Source organism: Chryseobacterium flavum (assembly GCF_003385595.1).
Taxonomy (GTDB): domain Bacteria; phylum Bacteroidota; class Bacteroidia; order Flavobacteriales; family Weeksellaceae; genus Chryseobacterium; species Chryseobacterium flavum.
Genome location: NZ_QNUE01000003.1, coordinates 1 through 17,994, shown reverse-complemented (window position 1 = coordinate 17,994; position 17,994 = coordinate 1). Strand labels below are relative to the sequence as shown.

Genomic DNA, 17,994 nt, shown 5'->3' with positions numbered 1-17,994 from the left:
TTTACCAAATTAAAATTCCAGAACCAAAGTATATAATAAAAAAGCTTTACTTTTGCAAAAAATTTTTAGAATGTCGAAAAATTTAGTAATCGTTGAGTCCCCGGCAAAAGCAAAAACTATTCAGAAATATTTAGGAAAGGATTTTGAAGTGAAATCCAGTTTCGGACATATCCGGGACCTGCCTAAAAAAGGGATGGGAATAGATCTTGCTACATTTAGCCCCGATTACGAAGTTTCTGCAGACAAAAAGAAGCTGGTAACAGAATTAAAGGCTGCAGTAAAGAAAGCAGATATGGTATGGCTGGCTTCCGATGAGGACCGCGAGGGAGAAGCTATTGCGTGGCATCTTGCAGATGAATTGAAGCTGAAGCCTGAAAACAGAAAAAGGATTGTCTTCCACGAGATTACTAAAAATGCCATTCTAAAAGCAATTGATAACCCACGGGATATTGACCAGAATCTAGTAAATGCCCAACAGGCAAGAAGGGTTCTGGATAGAATTGTAGGGTTTGAAATGTCTCCGGTTTTATGGAAAAAAGTAAAACCAGGTCTTTCTGCAGGAAGGGTTCAATCTGTTGCAGTAAGGTTAATCGTAGAAAGAGAAAAAGAGATTCGTGAATTTATTCCAAAAGCAAGCTTTAAACTGGATGGTGTCTTTTTAAACAACACCGGCCAGGAGATTGCTGCGAAACTTAAAAAAGATTTTGAAAAAGAAAAAGAGGCAGAACATTTCCTTGAGCAGGCGAAAACTACAGAATTTAAAGTTCTGAATGTTGAAACAAAACCTGGAACACGTTCAGCATCTGCTCCGTTTACAACATCAACATTACAACAGGAAGCTTCTTCCAGACTTGGATATAATGTGACCAGCACAATGCGTCTGGCGCAAAGGCTTTATGAGGAAGGATATATTACCTATATGAGAACGGACTCTGTTAACCTGTCCCAGGAAGCTATTGAAGGAGCTAAGAAACAGATTATATCAGAATACGGAGCTGAATATTCTTCACCAAGAAATTATACAACAAAATCAGCTTCAGCACAGGAGGCGCACGAAGCAATCCGTCCTACGGATTTTGCAGTAAAAAGTATAGGAGATGCCCAGTTGAATAAACTTTATCAGCTGATCTACAGAAGGACTCTTGCTTCTCAGATGGCTAATGCAAAAATTGAGAAAACTGTTATTGAGATCGGAAACACTTCGTTGCCATATCATTTTGAGGCCCAGGGAGAAGTAATCATATTTGATGGTTTCCTTAAAGCATATGGAATTGTGAAGGCAGAAGACGATGACGAGGAAAATAATGAGAAATTGCTGCCAAAAGTTAAAGTGGGAGAAGTGCTTGATTACAAAAGTATTACTGCTACTGAAAAGTTCACAAAGCCAAGTGCTAGATATACGGAAGCAGGGCTGGTCAGAAAGCTTGAAGAACTGGGAATTGGTAGACCTTCTACATATGCGCCAACAATTCAGACTATTCAGAACAGGGAATATGTAGATAAGAGAGAAATAGAGCCACAAACCCGGGAAGTGATTAAAATGTCTCTGGTAAAAGATAAAATCAAAAAAGTAATTGTCAACGAAAAGTTTGGAGGTGATAAAAATAAATTTGTCCCAACAGATATTGGAGAAGTTGTCAATGATTTCCTAACAGATAATTTTAAAGAAATCTTAGATTATGGTTTTACGGCAAGAGTAGAAGAGAGTTTTGACGAAATTGCGAGTGGTGATCAGAAATGGAAAGAAATGATGACCAATTTCTATTCTAAGTTTCATCCGAGAATTGAAGATGTAGAAGAAAATGCGGACAGGGCAACAGGAGACAGGTTGTTAGGTGTTGACCCTAAAACCGGTAAGAATGTCCATGCCAGAATAGGGAGGTTTGGAGCGATGATTCAGATCGGGGAAACTGATGATGAAGAAAAACCGATTTTTGCTTCATTAATGGCTGGACAGAATATTGCAACCATTACTTTTGAAGAAGCTATGGAGCTGTTTAAGCTGCCGTTTGACCTGAACGAATTTGAAGGACAGCCTGTTTCTGTAGGAGTGGGGAGATTTGGTCCTTATGTAAAATGGGGAGAAACTTTCATCAGCATCCCTAAGGGTGAAGATCCTCTTTCTGTTGATCAGAACCGTGCTGAAGAGATCATTAATGAAAAGAAAAAAGCAGATGCCCCAATTGCAACTTATAAGGGAGAACCGGTAACCAAAGGTACAGGAAGATTTGGCCCATTTATTAAATACAAGGATATTTTTGTAAATGTTCCGAAGAAATATAATTTTGATAACCTTTCCCAAAGTGATATTAATGAGCTGATTGATGCAAAGCTAGAAAAAGAAGCCAACCGTTATATTCAGCAATGGGAGAAAGAAAAAATTTCTCTGGAGAATGGAAGATGGGGACCTTTCATCAAATTTGGAAAAGCAATGTTTAAAATTCCAAAGAAAAAAGATGATACGAAGTATGAAGCCGAAGAATTAAAGCAGATTTCCCTGGAAGAGGTAAAAAAATGGATTACTGATCAGGATAAAAATGCGTTTGCAGAAAAGAAAAAACCTGCAGCAAAAAAAACAGCCGCCACTAAGAAAACAACAGCTGCCAAAAAAACAGCGGTTAAAAAGAAGTAAATTAAAAGGATAATAATAAGCCGTTAATAGTAGTGTTAACGGCTTTTTTTATGAATAAAAAGAAAGAAAGGTGGGCTGGTGCTAAGGTTTTTTGTATGTTTGTTCCGGAAAGCAATTAGCAAATATTACATTTTCAAATTTTTAGATTAATATGGATTTTGAAGACTTTATCATTTCACCAAGAAATTTCAAAACAGAAAGCTGGCAAATAGGGAGCCGGATAACAAAAGATATAAAAGAAAATAGTATTGTACTTTTGTTTGTTTCGGATTACAGGGGAGCAGGTGGAGAGGCTGAAGTTCAGGATTTCACAGCGGTCAGGAAAGAGTTTTACAGATTGTCACAGCTGGATTTTGAGATCCCCATTGTAGATCTGGGTGATTTGGTTTCCGGAAAATCTGTTCAGGATACTCACTATATATTGCAGGAGGTGCTTTCGGCTTGTCATTACAAAGGAGCTCTCCCTGTTGTTATCGGCGGATCCAATGATTTTGCATTTTCATTGTTTTCCACACTTAATTTTCATCAGAAAAGTATCAATTATACTCAAATCAGTAATATTATTTCTCTAAAACAGGGAGAGGAAATTAATGAACATACTTTCCTGAGTAAAATATTCGGAGCGAAAAATTTTTCAATTAAAAATTATCATCATTTGGGGTATCAGAAGCATCTGAATGAAATGGATTCTGTACGATTGATCAAAGAAGTTGAATTTGATATTATCAGACTGGCAGAAATGATGAATTCAACAGAAAGAACAGAGCCTTTTTTTAGAAAAGCAGATCTGGTTTCTGTTAATTGTGATGCTGTTGAAAGCTTTGGGGAGCCCTTTTCTATGAATCCGCAGGTTAATGGACTGAACAGGAGAGAAGTTTGTGCATATATGAAAGAGATCGGATTAAGTGAAAATTTGAAATCCGTAGGAATCTTTAACTATAATATTTATTCTGGAAGTCAGCTGAACCATCAGCTTCTGGCACAGATGCTCTGGTATCTTATTGAAGGGATTAATATACAGAGGTCACATCCGAAAGAAAGGCATTATGAATTGTTTTATGTTTTAATTGATGACAGACAACATGCTTTTAAGCGTGATACTTTCAGTAATTTGTGGTATTTTGGTGACGATGAAAATATAGAGAATTGTATTCCGTGCTCAAGAAAAGATTTTGATGATGCTAAAAAGGGCTGGTTAAATGCAAGACTGACGAAATTTTAATGTATGATAAACGTTACTCCGAAAGTTTCAATCATTGTTCCTGTTTATAATGTCGAAAATTATTTGGCAAAATGCCTCGATTCACTGGTTAATCAGAGCCTTGAAGATATTGAGATCCTCGTGATCAACGATGGGAGTAATGATGGTTCTGCTGAAATTATCCATACTTACTCTCAAAAATATCCTGATAAAATAAAACCTTTTACTAAAGGAAACGGAGGACTAAGTGATGCCAGGAATTTTGGAATTGACAGAGCTCTTGGAAGTTATATTGGCTTTGTAGATAGTGATGATTATGTGGAGAGAAGTATGTTTGAAGAAATGTTTTTTCTTGCACAAAAACATGATGCAAAAATGGTGATCTGCAATATCCAGAAAGTAGATCAAAATGGTAATATCACTCAAAAGTTAACCCAGATCCCTAATATGCCGGAGAAAATAAATCTTAATGATAATTTCTCGGTTTTTTCAGATTTGAGCTATTTCGCATGCAATAAGTTATTTAAAAAAGAGCTTTTTAACACGAAAAGGTTTAAAAAAGGTATCCACTTTGAAGATATCCAGCTTATACCGCAGCTTTTACTGGAGTGCGAAACGATCGCCCAGACGCAGCACTTTCATTATCAGTACCTGGAAAGAACAGACTCTATTACAAAAACACATACAGAGAAAGGGCTTGATATATTAAGAGCGGTAGAAGATGTAGAAAAATCTTTTAAAGAGTCACCATACTCACAGAAGGTGAAGGAACTGAAAAATTTTCAGATTTTTGAAGGTATATATTCGTTTCTGGCCTATCTGGCCTTTGTAAAAGATGAAAAATTATTCTATGAAATGGCCCATGAAATGGATGTTTTTAGGAAAGATAGGCAAATAAAAATTCAAGATATATTGAAGTATAATCGTTTTGATAAGAATTATCTTTTATCTTTGCCACTGAAAAAAAAGATTTTTTATCTGTTATTTTTTGCGGGGCAAATGAAACTGATAAAAAAATTAATGTAAAACACAAATGTAAGTACTATTGTTTCGAACAATAGAAATTATAGTATAGGTTATTTTAATCTGCATTATAGTTTTAATTGAAGCAAGGAAGTACTGAATAAGGAAAAGATGAAAAATTTTGAATTGTTCTTAAGCGGGTCGGGAATTCCTATTTTCTATGTGAAAATAGGTTTGGGTTTTATATTCTCCTTTTTAATTACCTTTTTTTCGATACCTACTATTATAAAGATCTCCAGGAGGAAAAACCTTATGGATGAACCTGGGATAAGGAGTTCTCACCTTAGGAAAATTCCTAATCTCGGAGGGATTGCTATCTTTTACTCTATTGGAATTTGTGCTTCTATATTTGCTTATGAGCTGTTTGATCTCTATAAGTTTTTATTTGCGTCTCTGATTATTCTGCTGTATGTAGGAGTAATGGATGATATTGTGGTCATGAGGGCTTATAAAAAACTGGTAGCTCAGATTGTTGTTTCCTCATTGGTTGTAATAGGATCGGATATAAGAATCAGGAGTTTATTTGGCATATTCGGAGTATATGAACTTGGCTATTTTGTAAGCGTCATATTCAGTATTATTACATTTATTATCCTTATTAATGCTTTTAACCTTATTGATGGGATAGATGGCCTGGCTGGTGGATATTCTGTCATTTGCAGTGCTCTGTTCGGAATCAGTTACTACAGATTGGGGGAGTATAATTATCCGCTGGTTGTTTTATCAGTTGTAATTATCGGGACTGTTTTAGCTTTTCTTTACTATAATTTATCCAATTACAGAACCAATAAGATATTCATGGGAGATACCGGTTCTATGCTTCTGGGTTTCCTGTTGGCATTTACTTCCATTTGTTTTATCGATATTTTCATTGATAAAAAGCTTGTGGATGTGCCAAGATATCACTTACAGTCAGCTCCTGTTGTTGCTGTTGCTATTCTGATTTTGCCTATTGTTGATACATTAAATGTGATTTTTGTAAGATTGTACAATAAGAAATCTCCATTTGATGCCGATAAAAACCATATTCACCATAAACTGTTAAAACTTGATCTTACCCACAGAAGGTCGACATTCTATATAATTGTATATTATCTGATGATTGTAACAGTAGCTTATTATTTTAGGCATATTAATGTTAATTTATTGCTATTAGTTGTTGTTTTGTTAGGTTTTTTTGGTGCATATTTACCAGATCTGGTGTATCGGTTGAGAAATAATAAAAATTAACAATTTAATCTTTACTTTTGTAAACATATTCAAATATGATGAAGAACTTTAAGTATTTATTTTTAATCTTACCTTTTTTGATTACTTCCTGTATTACAACAAAGGATGTAAGGTATTTACAGCCAAGTGAAAGCCTTGTAATTAACGAAGAAGGTCTTGTTCCCTACAACATTCCTGTGTACAGGATAACAAAAAATGATATATTAAACCTGAACATTGTTACGACTCCCAAAGGAGATGCAGCACAGTTCTATTCCTCCTATAACACTTCAGGAGGAACAGGAGTGCCTTCTTCGAATAATGCCACCACATTAGCAGGCAGAGCAGGGGGATTAGGTGGTAACGGATCCAGTATTGGGGGAAATATAAACTTTTATTTTAATGGGCTAAAAGTTGATTCTAATGGAGAGATCAATGTTTTTGGTATTGGCTATATCAAGGCTGAAGGCAGGACTCTTGACGATGTAAGGAAAGAAATCCAGGATAAAGTGAATGAAAATTTCCAGGAAGGCAAATCTGAAGTAAGATTAAATACAGACGGAATTACATATTATATCCTTGGTGATGTAGAAACTACAGGGCTTTCCGGTGAAAAAGTAGCGCACAAAAATACAATGACTATTACCGAAGCTTTAGCCATTAATGGAGGACTTAACAGAAGTGTGGACCGAAAGAATGTTGTAATTCACAGAAAGCTTCCGGAAGGAATTAAGATAGTTAAAATTGACCTTACCAGAGAAGATCTGATGAATTCACCATATTATTATGTTCAGAATGGGGATGAAATTTATCTGAATACCAGAAGAAAGAGCCTGAACGGATTCGGAAAAGATCCAATACAAACTTTGCTTACCAGTGTGACGGCTATTACAACAGCATTGACTTTATATACAATCCTGCAAAAACTTTAACCTATGATTCCAGGAAAAGACGATAAAGTAGGAAAAGCTGATTCCCCGAAAGAAAAGTACGGGGTATTTGCGTTATTCGATGTTGAACATTTTTTGAGAAGGATATTTAAAAACTGGTACTGGTTTGTGTTTATGTTTTTTATTGGCTACATCATAGCATGGGTGTACAGTAAATATTATGCACAGAATGTATTTTCTTCAGATATATCCGTAAGTACTTCAAATAATACGGCCAGTTTCTTACAGCCTACCCAGGCAAGCCAGTCCATCAATTTTATCTGGGGACAAACTGGAAATCAGGATGGAATCTTTTTAAAGAAAATGCTTCTTTCAAGATCTCATAATGAGTTTCTTGTAAAAGAATTGGATCTCTTTGTTAATTATTCCACTAAAGGACTTATAAAGTCTACCTATCTCGATAAAGATGATTCTCCTGTTTTTCTCCAGATTGATAAACAGCATCTTCAGCAGGTTAATTACCCTATTACCTTATTACCTAAAGGAGGTGGGGCATATGAAGTTGTTCTTCCCGAAGAAGGAGAGTCTACTTATTTATATAGTTATTTAGGGGAAAGTTTTCAAAATATCGCAGCTTTCAGCAGACCGGCTAATAAAATCATCAGAATTAATGAATGGTATAATTCTCCTAACCTGAGATTCAGATTGATTCCAAATCCTGTTTCTCCTACAATTAAGCTTGATAATATCATTATTAATCTGAATACAGTAAATGAGAGCGTAAATGAGATTGTTTCTACTATAGGGGTGGAATTTGATAAAGAAATTAACAGCATCATGGTAATTAGTAAGAGAGGGTACAATCTGAACAGTACGGTAAACTTTCTGAACAAATCTATTGCTGAGCTGCAAAAGAAAAGGCTGGCGGACAAAAATATTGTGAATAAAAATACTGAAATTTATCTTCAGGGCAATCTTGATATTATTCGTAAAAAGCTTGATTCCAGTGCAGCTGTACTGAATTATTTGAAAACATCCGAGAAACTTTATAATATTAAAGACAGAGATGAAAAGTCTCTTGAGAAAATAAAAGATCTTGAAGCAAAGAAAGCAGATTTAATAAGCAAAATCAGTTCGTTAAATACTATTAAAAATACGCTGCAGTCCCAGAATTTTGATAAAATGATCGGAACTAATGCTGCGGGATTTGAAGATGGTTTGTTTTCTGCATCAGTTACTGAGCTTAAGGCCTTATATACCAAACGTGCAGAAATGGCTTTGATTTATAAGCCGAATTCTGAACCTATGAAGGAAGTGAACAGGCTTATTAATGAGTCAAGAATGGGAGCTTCAAATAGTTTGAGAAGCTATTATGCGAAGTATTATGATGAAATCAATAAAATAGACAGACAAGTTGCAGATGCCAATGCTGATTTATCCTCATATCCGGAAAAAGAAAGAAAATATCTTGATGCTGAAAGAGGGTATAATATGATTGAATCTACATACAACAGCCTTTTGGGAAGACAGAACGAAACGCAGATGAGAATGGCAACCAATCAATCTGACATTACGGTGATTGACCCGGCTAAGAATTTAGGACAGCATCCAATAAGTCCGAATATAAAACTGGCAAAAATTGGTATAATCTCCGGGATGTTACTGCTTCCTGTATTGTTTATTTTAATCGGAGAACTGCTTGATAACAAGATCAGAAATATTAAAGAGCTTCTGGGAGCTACAAAAATTCCTTTACTGGGAGTTATTGGAAACAATAGCAATGAAAACATGCTCACTGTGCTCGAACAGCCAAAATCTTCCGTATCGGAAGCATTTAGGGGAATCAGGGCAAATATGAGGTTCTTAATGGATAATGAAGATAAAAATGGAAAAGTAATCTTGGTGACGTCATCTATTGGAGGAGAAGGGAAAACTTATATTTCCATTAATTTAGCTTCAGTAGTAGGATTGAGCGATAAAAAAACAATCCTCCTGGGAATGGATCTTAGGAAACCTAAAATTTTTGGAGATTTTAAGATTGATAATAAATATGGTATTTCAAATTATCTTACAGGAGAAGTAGAAATAGATCAGATTATCAATAAAACGAGAATTCCTAATTTGGATGTGGCTACTTCAGGACCTATTCCTCCAAATCCATCTGAACTTTTAATGAGTCAGAGAAATATTAAATTTATACAGGAACTGAAAGAAAAATACGATTTTATTATTATTGATTCCCCACCGGTAGGTCTGGTAGCGGATTCTTATGAGCTGATGAAATATTCTGATGCAAATATCTATGTGGTACGCCATGAGTATACCGAGAAGTATATGCTGAGAATGATTAGTGAGAAATATCACAATAATGAGATCAGTCATCTGGGGCTTATTTATAATGACTACAATACTAAACAAGGCTATGGGTATGGCTACGGCTATGGATATGGTTACGGATATGGTTATGGTTATTTTGACGAAGACAAGAATTATAAGGAACCATTACTGATCAGAATCAGGAATAAAGTGCAGGCATTGTTCAATAAAAAATAGAGCTTTAAACCCTCATTTAATGGGGGTTTTTCCATACATAATGTAAATTCAATCTGTGAAAAAAAGAATATTTTTGCCACTTTGCCGTTTACTTTATAACAAATTATGTTTTTTTGTTTATTTTTAACTATACATTAAGAATATCATTAATATAAAAATGTTTTATATTTGCAAAAATTAAATTTTAAAATAACCATAAATCCATATTCTTTTATGAATAAAAAATTATTGTTTAGCTTCCTTGCCTTCCTTGGATTGGTGAGTGTTAAAGCACAAAGAAACGAATTGGGAGTTCGTCTAGGGATGAGTAACCTAGTGGGAGATGTAGGAAGGACAAATTATATTTTACAAAAGCCGTTGGATTTAGATAGAGTTTCAGATTGGGGATTCCCTTTTTATGGTGGAATATTATATAGATTTAATTTTAATCCGCACCAGACCGTTAGATTGGATTTAGGATATAACCAGATTCAATTTAGTGATAAAGTTGCGAAAGAAGAATATAGAAAGAATAGAAATTCATTTGGAAAGAATAATGTGTATGAAGCAAGCTTAATGTTTGAATATAACTTCTTTCCGGTAAATAATGAACAGATGGGTATGGTAAGTCCGTATATCTTTGGAGGTATCGGTGCTTTAATGTTTGATGCTCCTAAAGCAACTCTTGTTAATGACTTTAGAAGAGATGCAGATGGTGTGGCTCTGGCTCCGGCCAATGAATTGGATTTTAAAACGTATACCGAATATTCATTAGGGAAAAAAATAACCATGCATATCCCTTTTGGTGTTGGTTTGAAATATAAGTTCAATCATTCCTGGGCTATATTTGCAGAAGCTACATTCAGGTATACATTGACTGACCAGCTGGATCATAGTAAAATTCTTTCTAAAGATGTGAAAACATCTTATAATGCAGATATTTTAGATCCTGCCACTGGCGGATCTCTGTTGCAGTCAGGAAATTATTACGCTGTTTCTAAAGAAAGAGAGGAAGAGTTTATTAAAAAAAGAAATATTGGAGATGATAGATCTAACGATTGGATGAATACTTTCAGCTTAGGGCTGACATTCTCATTCGGAAGGCCTCCATGTTATTGTGATTAATATGTCGTTGATTAAAGATAAAATAAATTCTGAGAATTTACCAAAGCACGTAGCTATCATTATGGATGGCAATGGAAGATGGGCGAAATCTCGTGGCGAGGAAAGAACTTTCGGTCACAAAAATGCCATTAATGCTGTAAGGAATGCCATTAATGCCTGTAATGAGATCAATATCCCTTATTTAACACTTTACACATTCTCTTCAGAGAACTGGAGCCGTCCGGCTGAAGAAGTAAATACCCTTATGAATCTCCTGGTGGAGACCTTATTGCTCGAAGCAGAAGAGATCTTTAGTAAAGGGTTAAGAATGCATGTAATCGGGAATTTGGATAAATTGCCCTCTTTAGTAAGAGATCAATTGCAGCGGGTGATAGAACTTACAAAAGAAAACACAAAAGGAAACTTAGTATTGGCTATAAGCTATGGCTCACAAAACGAAATTTTGAATGCCGTTAAAAATATAAGTTCTGATGTAAAGGAAGGGAAGGTAGAGATAGGGAATATTAATGAAAAATTATTTGAAAGCTATCTGTATACAAAGGATTTTCCTCCTGTAGACTTACTTATCAGGACTAGCGGTGAAATAAGAATAAGCAATTTCCTTCTTTGGCAGATTGCTTATGCAGAATTACAGTTTTTAGACGTCCTGTGGCCGGATTTTACCAAAGATATTTTCTTCCAGTGTATTGTTGATTATCAAAACAAGGAAAGAAGATACGGATTAACCGGTGAGCAGATAAAAGGCCAATAAATTTTTTAAGAAAAGAAAGACTCGATAAAATGAAGTTTAGACTATTACCCATCATTATGTTTGCTGCTTCTGCACATTTTTATGGACAAGTAACTCCACAGGACAGCACAAAAGTAAATAATGCTGTACATGCAGAAAATGAAGTAGGCACTTATACACTTAAAGACATTGTTGTAGATGGGGTAAAAAAATATACACCAGCTCAAATCCTGAGATTTACAGGACTATCCAAAGGAGAAAGTGTAGATATTCCCGGACAGAAAATTAGTAATGCTGTTAAAAAGCTTTGGGATACCCAATCTTTTTCTGAAGTAGAGGTTTATGTACAAAGTATTGAAGGACAAACTGTAGTTTTGAGATTCTACCTGGAAGATCTTAAAGAACTTGGAGAAGTGAAATTCAAGGGAAAAGGAATAGGTAAATCCAAAGGAGAGAAACTTGCTAAGGATAATAACCTGAAGCCAGGAACAAAAATTACACAAAACTTAATTTCAAGCCTTAAAACCAATATTCCAAAGGACTATATTAAAAAAGGCTTTGCTGATGCAAAAATTGATATTCAGGATAAAGTGAATGCAGGAGATCCTGCATTGGTGGACTGGACAATTACTGTGGATAAAGGCAAAAGAGTAAAAATTGATCATATCGAGTTTGAAGGAAACGAGAATGTTACAGACAAAAAACTTAGAAATAAAGCCTTTAAAGAAACTAAACAAAAACGTTTCGGTATCGGTGGTATTCTTAAATCTTCAAAATTTATCGAAGATAAGTACCAGGAAGATAAACACAGTCTGATTAATTATTATAACTCTCTGGGATATAGAGATGCCAAAATTGTTTCGGATTCCGTATGGAGAAATAAAAGGAATAATTATGAAATCAATGTAAAACTCAATGAGGGTAAGAAGTATTATATAGGAGATGTTACATTTACCGGAAATACGGTATACTCTACAGAATATTTACAGAGATTATTAGGATATAAGAAGGGAGATATTTATGATGCTGTAGGTTTTAACAAAAAAGTAGGAGAAGACGGAGGTAAAGAAGATGATTCAGATATTAAGTCTGTATATATGAATAATGGTTACCTTTTCTCTAATGTAACTCCGGTAGAAAAATCAGTAACTGGAAACGCTGTAAACCTTGAAATCAGAATTAACGAAGGAGAACAGGCTACCTGGAATAAAGTAACATGGCAGGGAAATACAACAACACATGACCATGTGATCCTTAGATCTTTAAGAACTAAGCCTGGAAATCTTTTTGCAAAAAGTGATATCAAGAGAACCTATTTCGATCTGGCAGGAATGTCTTTCTTTGATCCGCAACAAATAGGACAGGATATTCAACCTAATCAGGTGGATAATACGGTTGATATTAACTGGAAGCTGGTGGAAAAAGGATCTTCACAGGTTCAGTTACAGGCTGGTTACGGAGGTAACAGCTTTATCGGAACTCTTGGACTGACGTTTAATAACTTCTCATTAAAGAATTTCCTTAAATTCAAAGACTTTAAACCGGTACCACAGGGAGATGGGCAGACATTATCTATTCAGATGCAGGCTGGGCAATATTTCCAGAACTATGGAATTTCATTTACTGAGCCATGGTTGTTTGGAACAAGACCAACTGCTCTTTCTGTAAGTTTAAATAACTCCAGAGTAAAATATACAGATCAATATGGAAGTTCACAGAAACTTAATATCTTTTCTGCATCAGTAGGACTAAACAGATTATTAAACTGGCCGGATGATTATTTCTCATTATATACAGGACTTCAGTTCCAGAAATATAATTTCAGTAACTATCCATTCCAGTTTGGAGATACAACCGAATATTATGGAGATGCTAATAACCTTAGTGTTAACATAGGATTAAGTAGGAACTCTGCGGGTATTGACCCTATATTCCCAACAATGGGTTCCAATATTGAGCTTTCTGCAAAATTAACTCCTCCATATTCATTATTTAGTAATAAAGATTATTCCTCAATGGCCCCTATCGAGAAGTATAAGTGGATGGAATTCTATAAAATCAAGTTCAAGGCAGATGTATATAATGAAATTGCCGGAAAACTGGTTTTAAGATCGTCAGCTGAAATGGGCTTCATGGATGGATACAACAAACAGTTGGGAGCTCCGCCTTTCGAAAGATTCTATATGGGAGGAACCGGTCTGTTTGGAGGGCGATATGATGGTAGAGAGTTGATTCCTTTAAGAGGATATGAAAATGCTTCTACTTATGGAGGGGATGCTTCTCAGGGAGATATCACGCCAAAAGGAGGAGGAACAATTTATAACAGATTTACCTTAGAATTGAGATACCCGATTTCAATGAACCAAACAGCGAAGATTTATGCATTGACATTTGCTGAAGGAGGAAATGTCTGGAACTCCTGGAGTACTTATAATCCATTCCAGTTAAAGAGATCGGTAGGTGTAGGTGTAAGAGTTTATATGGGAGCGTTTGGATTAATTGGATTTGATTTCGCATATGGATTCGATAAAACAATATCCGGAACAGAACCTTCAGGATGGAAGACACACTTCTTGATGAACCAATCATTATAATTATAAATATGAAGAATTTTAAAGTAACTTTCACATTCGTGTTGCTCTTGATTTTCGGGCTTGGTAATGCCCAGAAAATAGGGGTGGTGGATACTGACTATATTCTGAATAAACTACCTCAGTATAAAGAAGCCGAAGCAAGACTGAATTCGCAGATTGATACATGGCAGTCAGAGCTTCAAAATCTGCAAGCTGAGTATGAAAGAAAAAAAGCTGCATTTGAAAGTGAAAAAGTGTTATTGATAGGAGACCAGCTAAAACTTAGAGAAAAAGAAGTTGTAGACCTTGATAAGAATATCAGAACCACAACAAGTCTTCGTTTTGGAGCCAATGGTGAGATTACAAAATTAAGAACAAATTTGGTGCAGCCTTTTCAGGATCAGATATGGAATGCAATCAAAACAATGTCTGAGAAAAACGGTTTGGGCATAGTTCTTGATAAAAGCAATAACATTAGTGTTATTTTTCTTCAGAAAAAATATGATTTTACAGACAAAGTCCTGGATATATTACTGAAAGGAACTGATAAGAAAGAAAAAACTAATAAAAGTAAAAAGTAATTAACTTTTACTTAAATTTAAAATCTAAAAACAAATTAAATTATTTATTTACCAGTTATGAAAAAATTAAGTGTATTATTTGCAGCGGTAATGATGGTTGTATCAGTAGGTATGGCAAAAGCTCAAAAAATTGCTACTTTAGATGTGATGGGAGTGCTTAATGCAATGCCTGAAAAGAAAAAAGCAGATGCAGATCTTAAAACATTCCTAGATACTAAACAAGCAGAAATCAAGAAAAAGGCTGATGCCGGACAAGCTAAACTAAAGCAGTACAGTGAAGAAGCTCCTAAGAAAACTGCAGAAGAAAATAAAGCTAGAGAAGCTGAATTACAGAAAATTCAGGAAGAAATAGCTCAAATGCAGGATAAAGCTCAAAAAGATCTTCAGGCTAAACAGGATGTTGCTTTTGGACCTATTGAGAAAAAGTTAAACGATGCAGTAGAAAAAGTTGCTAAAGCAAACGGTTACGATTATATTATGGATGCAAATTCATCTGCTTTTGTTTACAAGGCAGGTCCGGATGCTACTGCAGCGATTAAAAAAGAATTGGGAATTCAATAATTCATTGAATTAACAAAGATTTATAAAAACTAGCCATCTCTTTTAGAGGTGGTTTTTTTATTTTTGCGGAATGGAAAAAGAAGTATCAACTACGGTAAAAGTCAGGTTTAGTGATTGTGACCCTATCGGGCATCTAAACAACGTAAAATATCTTGATTATATGTTTAATGCCAGAGAGGATCATGTAGAAACTTTCTATGGGTTTACCTATGAAGAATATACGAAAAAAACAGGTTGTACCTGGATTGCAATCCAGAATGAAATTGCCTATTTAAAAGAAGTAAGGTATAATACCCAGGTAGTGATCAGCAGTAAGACAATAGATGTACAGGACAGAACTGCTAAAGTCGAAATCCTGATGAAAAGCCTTGATGAAAAAACAGTGCATGCTGTGTTATGGGTGACAGTAATTTATTTCAATGTTAAAACAAGACGATCCGAAATTCATCCTGAAGATATAAAAGAGACTTTCCATAAGTTTTATGTAGATTTAGAGCAAAAAGATTTTCAGCCAAGAGTTAAGTACCTGAGATCGCAAAATGCCAGAAACTCTTAAGCGTAGTTTTTTGCAGGATCATTATCAATTTAAGTAACCATTATAACATGAAAAAAATACTCGTAATAGGAAGCAATGGACAGTTGGGAAATTGTATTAGAAAACTGGCTCCTGATTTTGAACATCAATATGAATTTTTATTTACGGATTCAAAAACTTTAGACATTACCAGTGAAGAACAGGTAAATGACTTTTTCTACGATAACAAGCCTGAATATTGTATTAATGCCTCTGCATATACCGCAGTTGACCTTGCAGAAACTGAAAAAGATAAAGCCTTTGCCGTAAATGCTGATGGAGTTGCCAATCTGGCGCAGGCTTGTGCTGATTTTAACAGCATTTTAATTCATGTTTCAACAGACTATGTTTTTGATGGAGACACAAATCTTTCCTATTCAGAAGATGATTTCACGAACCCGATTGGCATATATGGACAATCAAAACGAAAAGGAGAAGAGCTTGCACTGGATATAAACCCTAAAACTATTATTATACGAACTTCCTGGTTATATTCAGAATTCAACAAAAACTTTGTCAAAACAATGCTGAATCTTTTTACTCAAAAAACAGAATTAGGTATTGTTGCAGACCAGTTTGGGCAGCCAACAAATGCTAATGATCTGGCAGAAGCAATAATGAATATTATAGAGTTCCCGGTAAAGACTTTCGGCATTTTTCATTTTTCAAACTATCCGGAAACTACGTGGTATGAATTCGCTAAGAAAATTGCAGAATTTTCAAAGTCTCCGATAAAACTGAAGCCGCTGACAACTGATCAGTATCCCACTCCGGCAAAAAGACCGGTAAGGAGTACCATGTCATTAGATAAAATTGAACAGTCCTATAAAATAGAGCCAAAACATTGGGAAAACAGCCTGGAAGAATGTTTAGAGGTGCTTTCACAACAAAAAATATAAACATCTTATGAAAAATCTGGCAATTATCATTTTTGTATTATCCCTTCAGCTTTACAATGCGCAAAACGTCTATCTTACAAAGGTTGAAAAAACCAATGATAATACAGATAAATTTCTATACAGAAAAGATGAAACATTGTCTGACCAGATTTATCTTGGTGAGATAGAAGTTCAGGGGTTTTCAAAAGATGATGCTGCTGTCTTTTCATTGGTGTATAAAAAAGCGAAAGAAATTGGAGCCAACACCTTTGAGCTGAAACCTTTTGAAAATATTGATGGTACAGCTCAGGCATTCAATGCAGCAAACTATAAAATTGCTCTTTATTATACGCCCAGAGAAAAACTGATAACCAAAGATGGGATGATGTATATATTTGCCTCTTCAGAAAAAGCACAGAAAATAAATGTGAATCAAAGAGATTATATATTACAGCCCAGGTCATTTATTAAAATAAAAATAGTTCCTGGTGAAATTTATACTGTTTCTACGAAAAAACTTTTGGGATCTACTATAAAAGTGCAGCCAAAAGATAATAATGATAATATGTATTTTCAGGTATCATCGTTAAAGGTTAAATCAGACACTTCCGGAAATGGTGGTTTAAATTTAAAATCAGGCGATGTCATTGGTCTGGAAAAATCTTACGCTGAGTTTTTAAGCATGATTTATAAGGACAATACATTGTGATGCTTAAATCTGGTAATTCTTAATCCAGTTTCTGAACTAAAATATAACTTCACATATACCATTCCGTAGGAGCCGCATAATAGTACTCTTACGGAATGTTTTTTTTATCAGCAGGAAAAATATCCTATACCACTAATATATCAGGAGCTATATCCTGCTATCCATTCATACTCCTCGCGCCCTTCTTTCGGTGCTGGCTGCTGATCTTCCTCCGCGTGCTTCGGGGTAACCATTTCTATCAGGGCTAAGATGGATTATAGTTAATAAATTTCACGGCTGGAAACATTTCTATATAATTATAATAATAAGACACCACCTTTCCCCAATATTTTTCCATCCTCCAACTCTTCGACCTCATTACTCAAACATTTGTTTAAAATTTTTCTCACTTTGTTTCAGGGTGTTATGGTTAAATATGAATAAAGGGTCAATTTTAAGTTAAATAAACTTGTTTTGCGTTATGATAAGTTGTTATCTTTGCCCCACTGAAAACGAGAGTAGATCAGTAAGCGCAGAAGGGCTTTTAGATAAGCAGGGACAATATTTACTTCAGGATGACAGACGAAAAAAAAACTTTCAAAACTTTTTGTAAAAAGAGTTGCGGGAATAAAAAGAGTTTGTATCTTTGCAGTCCGAATAAATCGGAGCGCAGGAGTAGGGTGATAAGGTGTTGAGAGGGATTTAAGGTTACTTAAAAAACTTTAAAATTTTCTTCAAAAACATTTGGTCATTAAAAAATAAAGTTTTACTTTTGCACTCGCAAATACGGAGCGACA

Annotated in this window: 14 protein-coding genes; all 14 read left to right on the top strand. The window is 34.9% G+C overall.

The window, feature by feature from the left end:
- The first annotated feature begins 70 nt into the window (after window positions 1-70).
- The 14 genes from topA to DRF59_RS03925 all read left to right on the top strand — a co-directional run bounded on the left by topA (window position 71) and on the right by DRF59_RS03925 (window position 17,218).
- Window positions 71-2,632 (top strand): type I DNA topoisomerase, encoded by a 2,562-nt coding sequence (topA, locus tag DRF59_RS03990; protein ID WP_115957060.1) that lies wholly within the window; start codon window positions 71-73, stop codon window positions 2,630-2,632.
- 151 nt (window positions 2,633-2,783) lie between these two features.
- A complete protein-coding gene (locus DRF59_RS03985) occupies window positions 2,784-3,854 on the top strand; it encodes a formimidoylglutamase (RefSeq protein ID WP_115957058.1) in 1,071 nt (356 codons plus the stop codon).
- A 3-nt stretch (window positions 3,855-3,857) separates the two neighbouring features.
- The gene (locus DRF59_RS03980) at window positions 3,858-4,859 is read left to right on the top strand and encodes a glycosyltransferase family 2 protein (protein WP_115957056.1); all 1,002 of its coding nucleotides are present in this window, start codon (window positions 3,858-3,860) and stop codon (window positions 4,857-4,859) included.
- A gap of 108 nt (window positions 4,860-4,967) precedes the next feature.
- The gene (locus tag DRF59_RS03975; RefSeq protein WP_115957054.1) at window positions 4,968-6,086 is read left to right on the top strand and encodes a glycosyltransferase family 4 protein; all 1,119 of its coding nucleotides are present in this window, start codon (window positions 4,968-4,970) and stop codon (window positions 6,084-6,086) included.
- Window positions 6,087-6,121: 35 nt separating this feature from the next.
- Window positions 6,122-6,997 carry a polysaccharide biosynthesis/export family protein gene (locus DRF59_RS03970; RefSeq protein ID WP_115957052.1) on the top strand — a complete coding sequence of 292 codons (876 nt, stop codon included), beginning with the start codon at window positions 6,122-6,124 and terminating at the stop codon, window positions 6,995-6,997.
- 3 nt (window positions 6,998-7,000) lie between these two features.
- Entirely contained in the window at window positions 7,001-9,508 is a 2,508-nt protein-coding gene (locus tag DRF59_RS03965) for an exopolysaccharide transport family protein (RefSeq protein WP_115957050.1), read from the top strand.
- 213 nt (window positions 9,509-9,721) lie between these two features.
- A complete protein-coding gene (gene porG / locus DRF59_RS03960) occupies window positions 9,722-10,612 on the top strand; it encodes a type IX secretion system protein PorG (protein WP_115957048.1) in 891 nt (296 codons plus the stop codon).
- Window position 10,613: 1 nt separating this feature from the next.
- The gene (locus tag DRF59_RS03955) at window positions 10,614-11,363 is read left to right on the top strand and encodes an isoprenyl transferase (protein WP_115957046.1); all 750 of its coding nucleotides are present in this window, start codon (window positions 10,614-10,616) and stop codon (window positions 11,361-11,363) included.
- A 29-nt stretch (window positions 11,364-11,392) separates the two neighbouring features.
- Window positions 11,393-13,936, top strand: coding sequence for an outer membrane protein assembly factor BamA (gene bamA / locus DRF59_RS03950; protein WP_115957044.1), 2,544 nt, complete (start codon window positions 11,393-11,395; stop codon window positions 13,934-13,936).
- A gap of 8 nt (window positions 13,937-13,944) precedes the next feature.
- A complete protein-coding gene (locus tag DRF59_RS03945; RefSeq protein WP_115957619.1) occupies window positions 13,945-14,496 on the top strand; it encodes an OmpH family outer membrane protein in 552 nt (183 codons plus the stop codon).
- A gap of 57 nt (window positions 14,497-14,553) precedes the next feature.
- Window positions 14,554-15,057, top strand: a complete 504-nt coding sequence (locus DRF59_RS03940; RefSeq protein ID WP_115957042.1) for an OmpH family outer membrane protein — start codon at window positions 14,554-14,556, stop codon at window positions 15,055-15,057.
- Between the two features lie 70 nt (window positions 15,058-15,127).
- On the top strand, window positions 15,128-15,613 hold the full coding sequence (locus DRF59_RS03935; RefSeq protein WP_115957040.1) for an acyl-CoA thioesterase: 486 nt from the start codon (window positions 15,128-15,130) through the stop codon (window positions 15,611-15,613).
- A 47-nt stretch (window positions 15,614-15,660) separates the two neighbouring features.
- Window positions 15,661-16,530 carry a dTDP-4-dehydrorhamnose reductase gene (gene rfbD / locus DRF59_RS03930; protein ID WP_115957038.1) on the top strand — a complete coding sequence of 290 codons (870 nt, stop codon included), beginning with the start codon at window positions 15,661-15,663 and terminating at the stop codon, window positions 16,528-16,530.
- A 7-nt stretch (window positions 16,531-16,537) separates the two neighbouring features.
- Window positions 16,538-17,218, top strand: coding sequence for a hypothetical protein (locus DRF59_RS03925; protein WP_115957036.1), 681 nt, complete (start codon window positions 16,538-16,540; stop codon window positions 17,216-17,218).
- The last annotated feature ends 776 nt before the right edge of the window (window positions 17,219-17,994 follow it).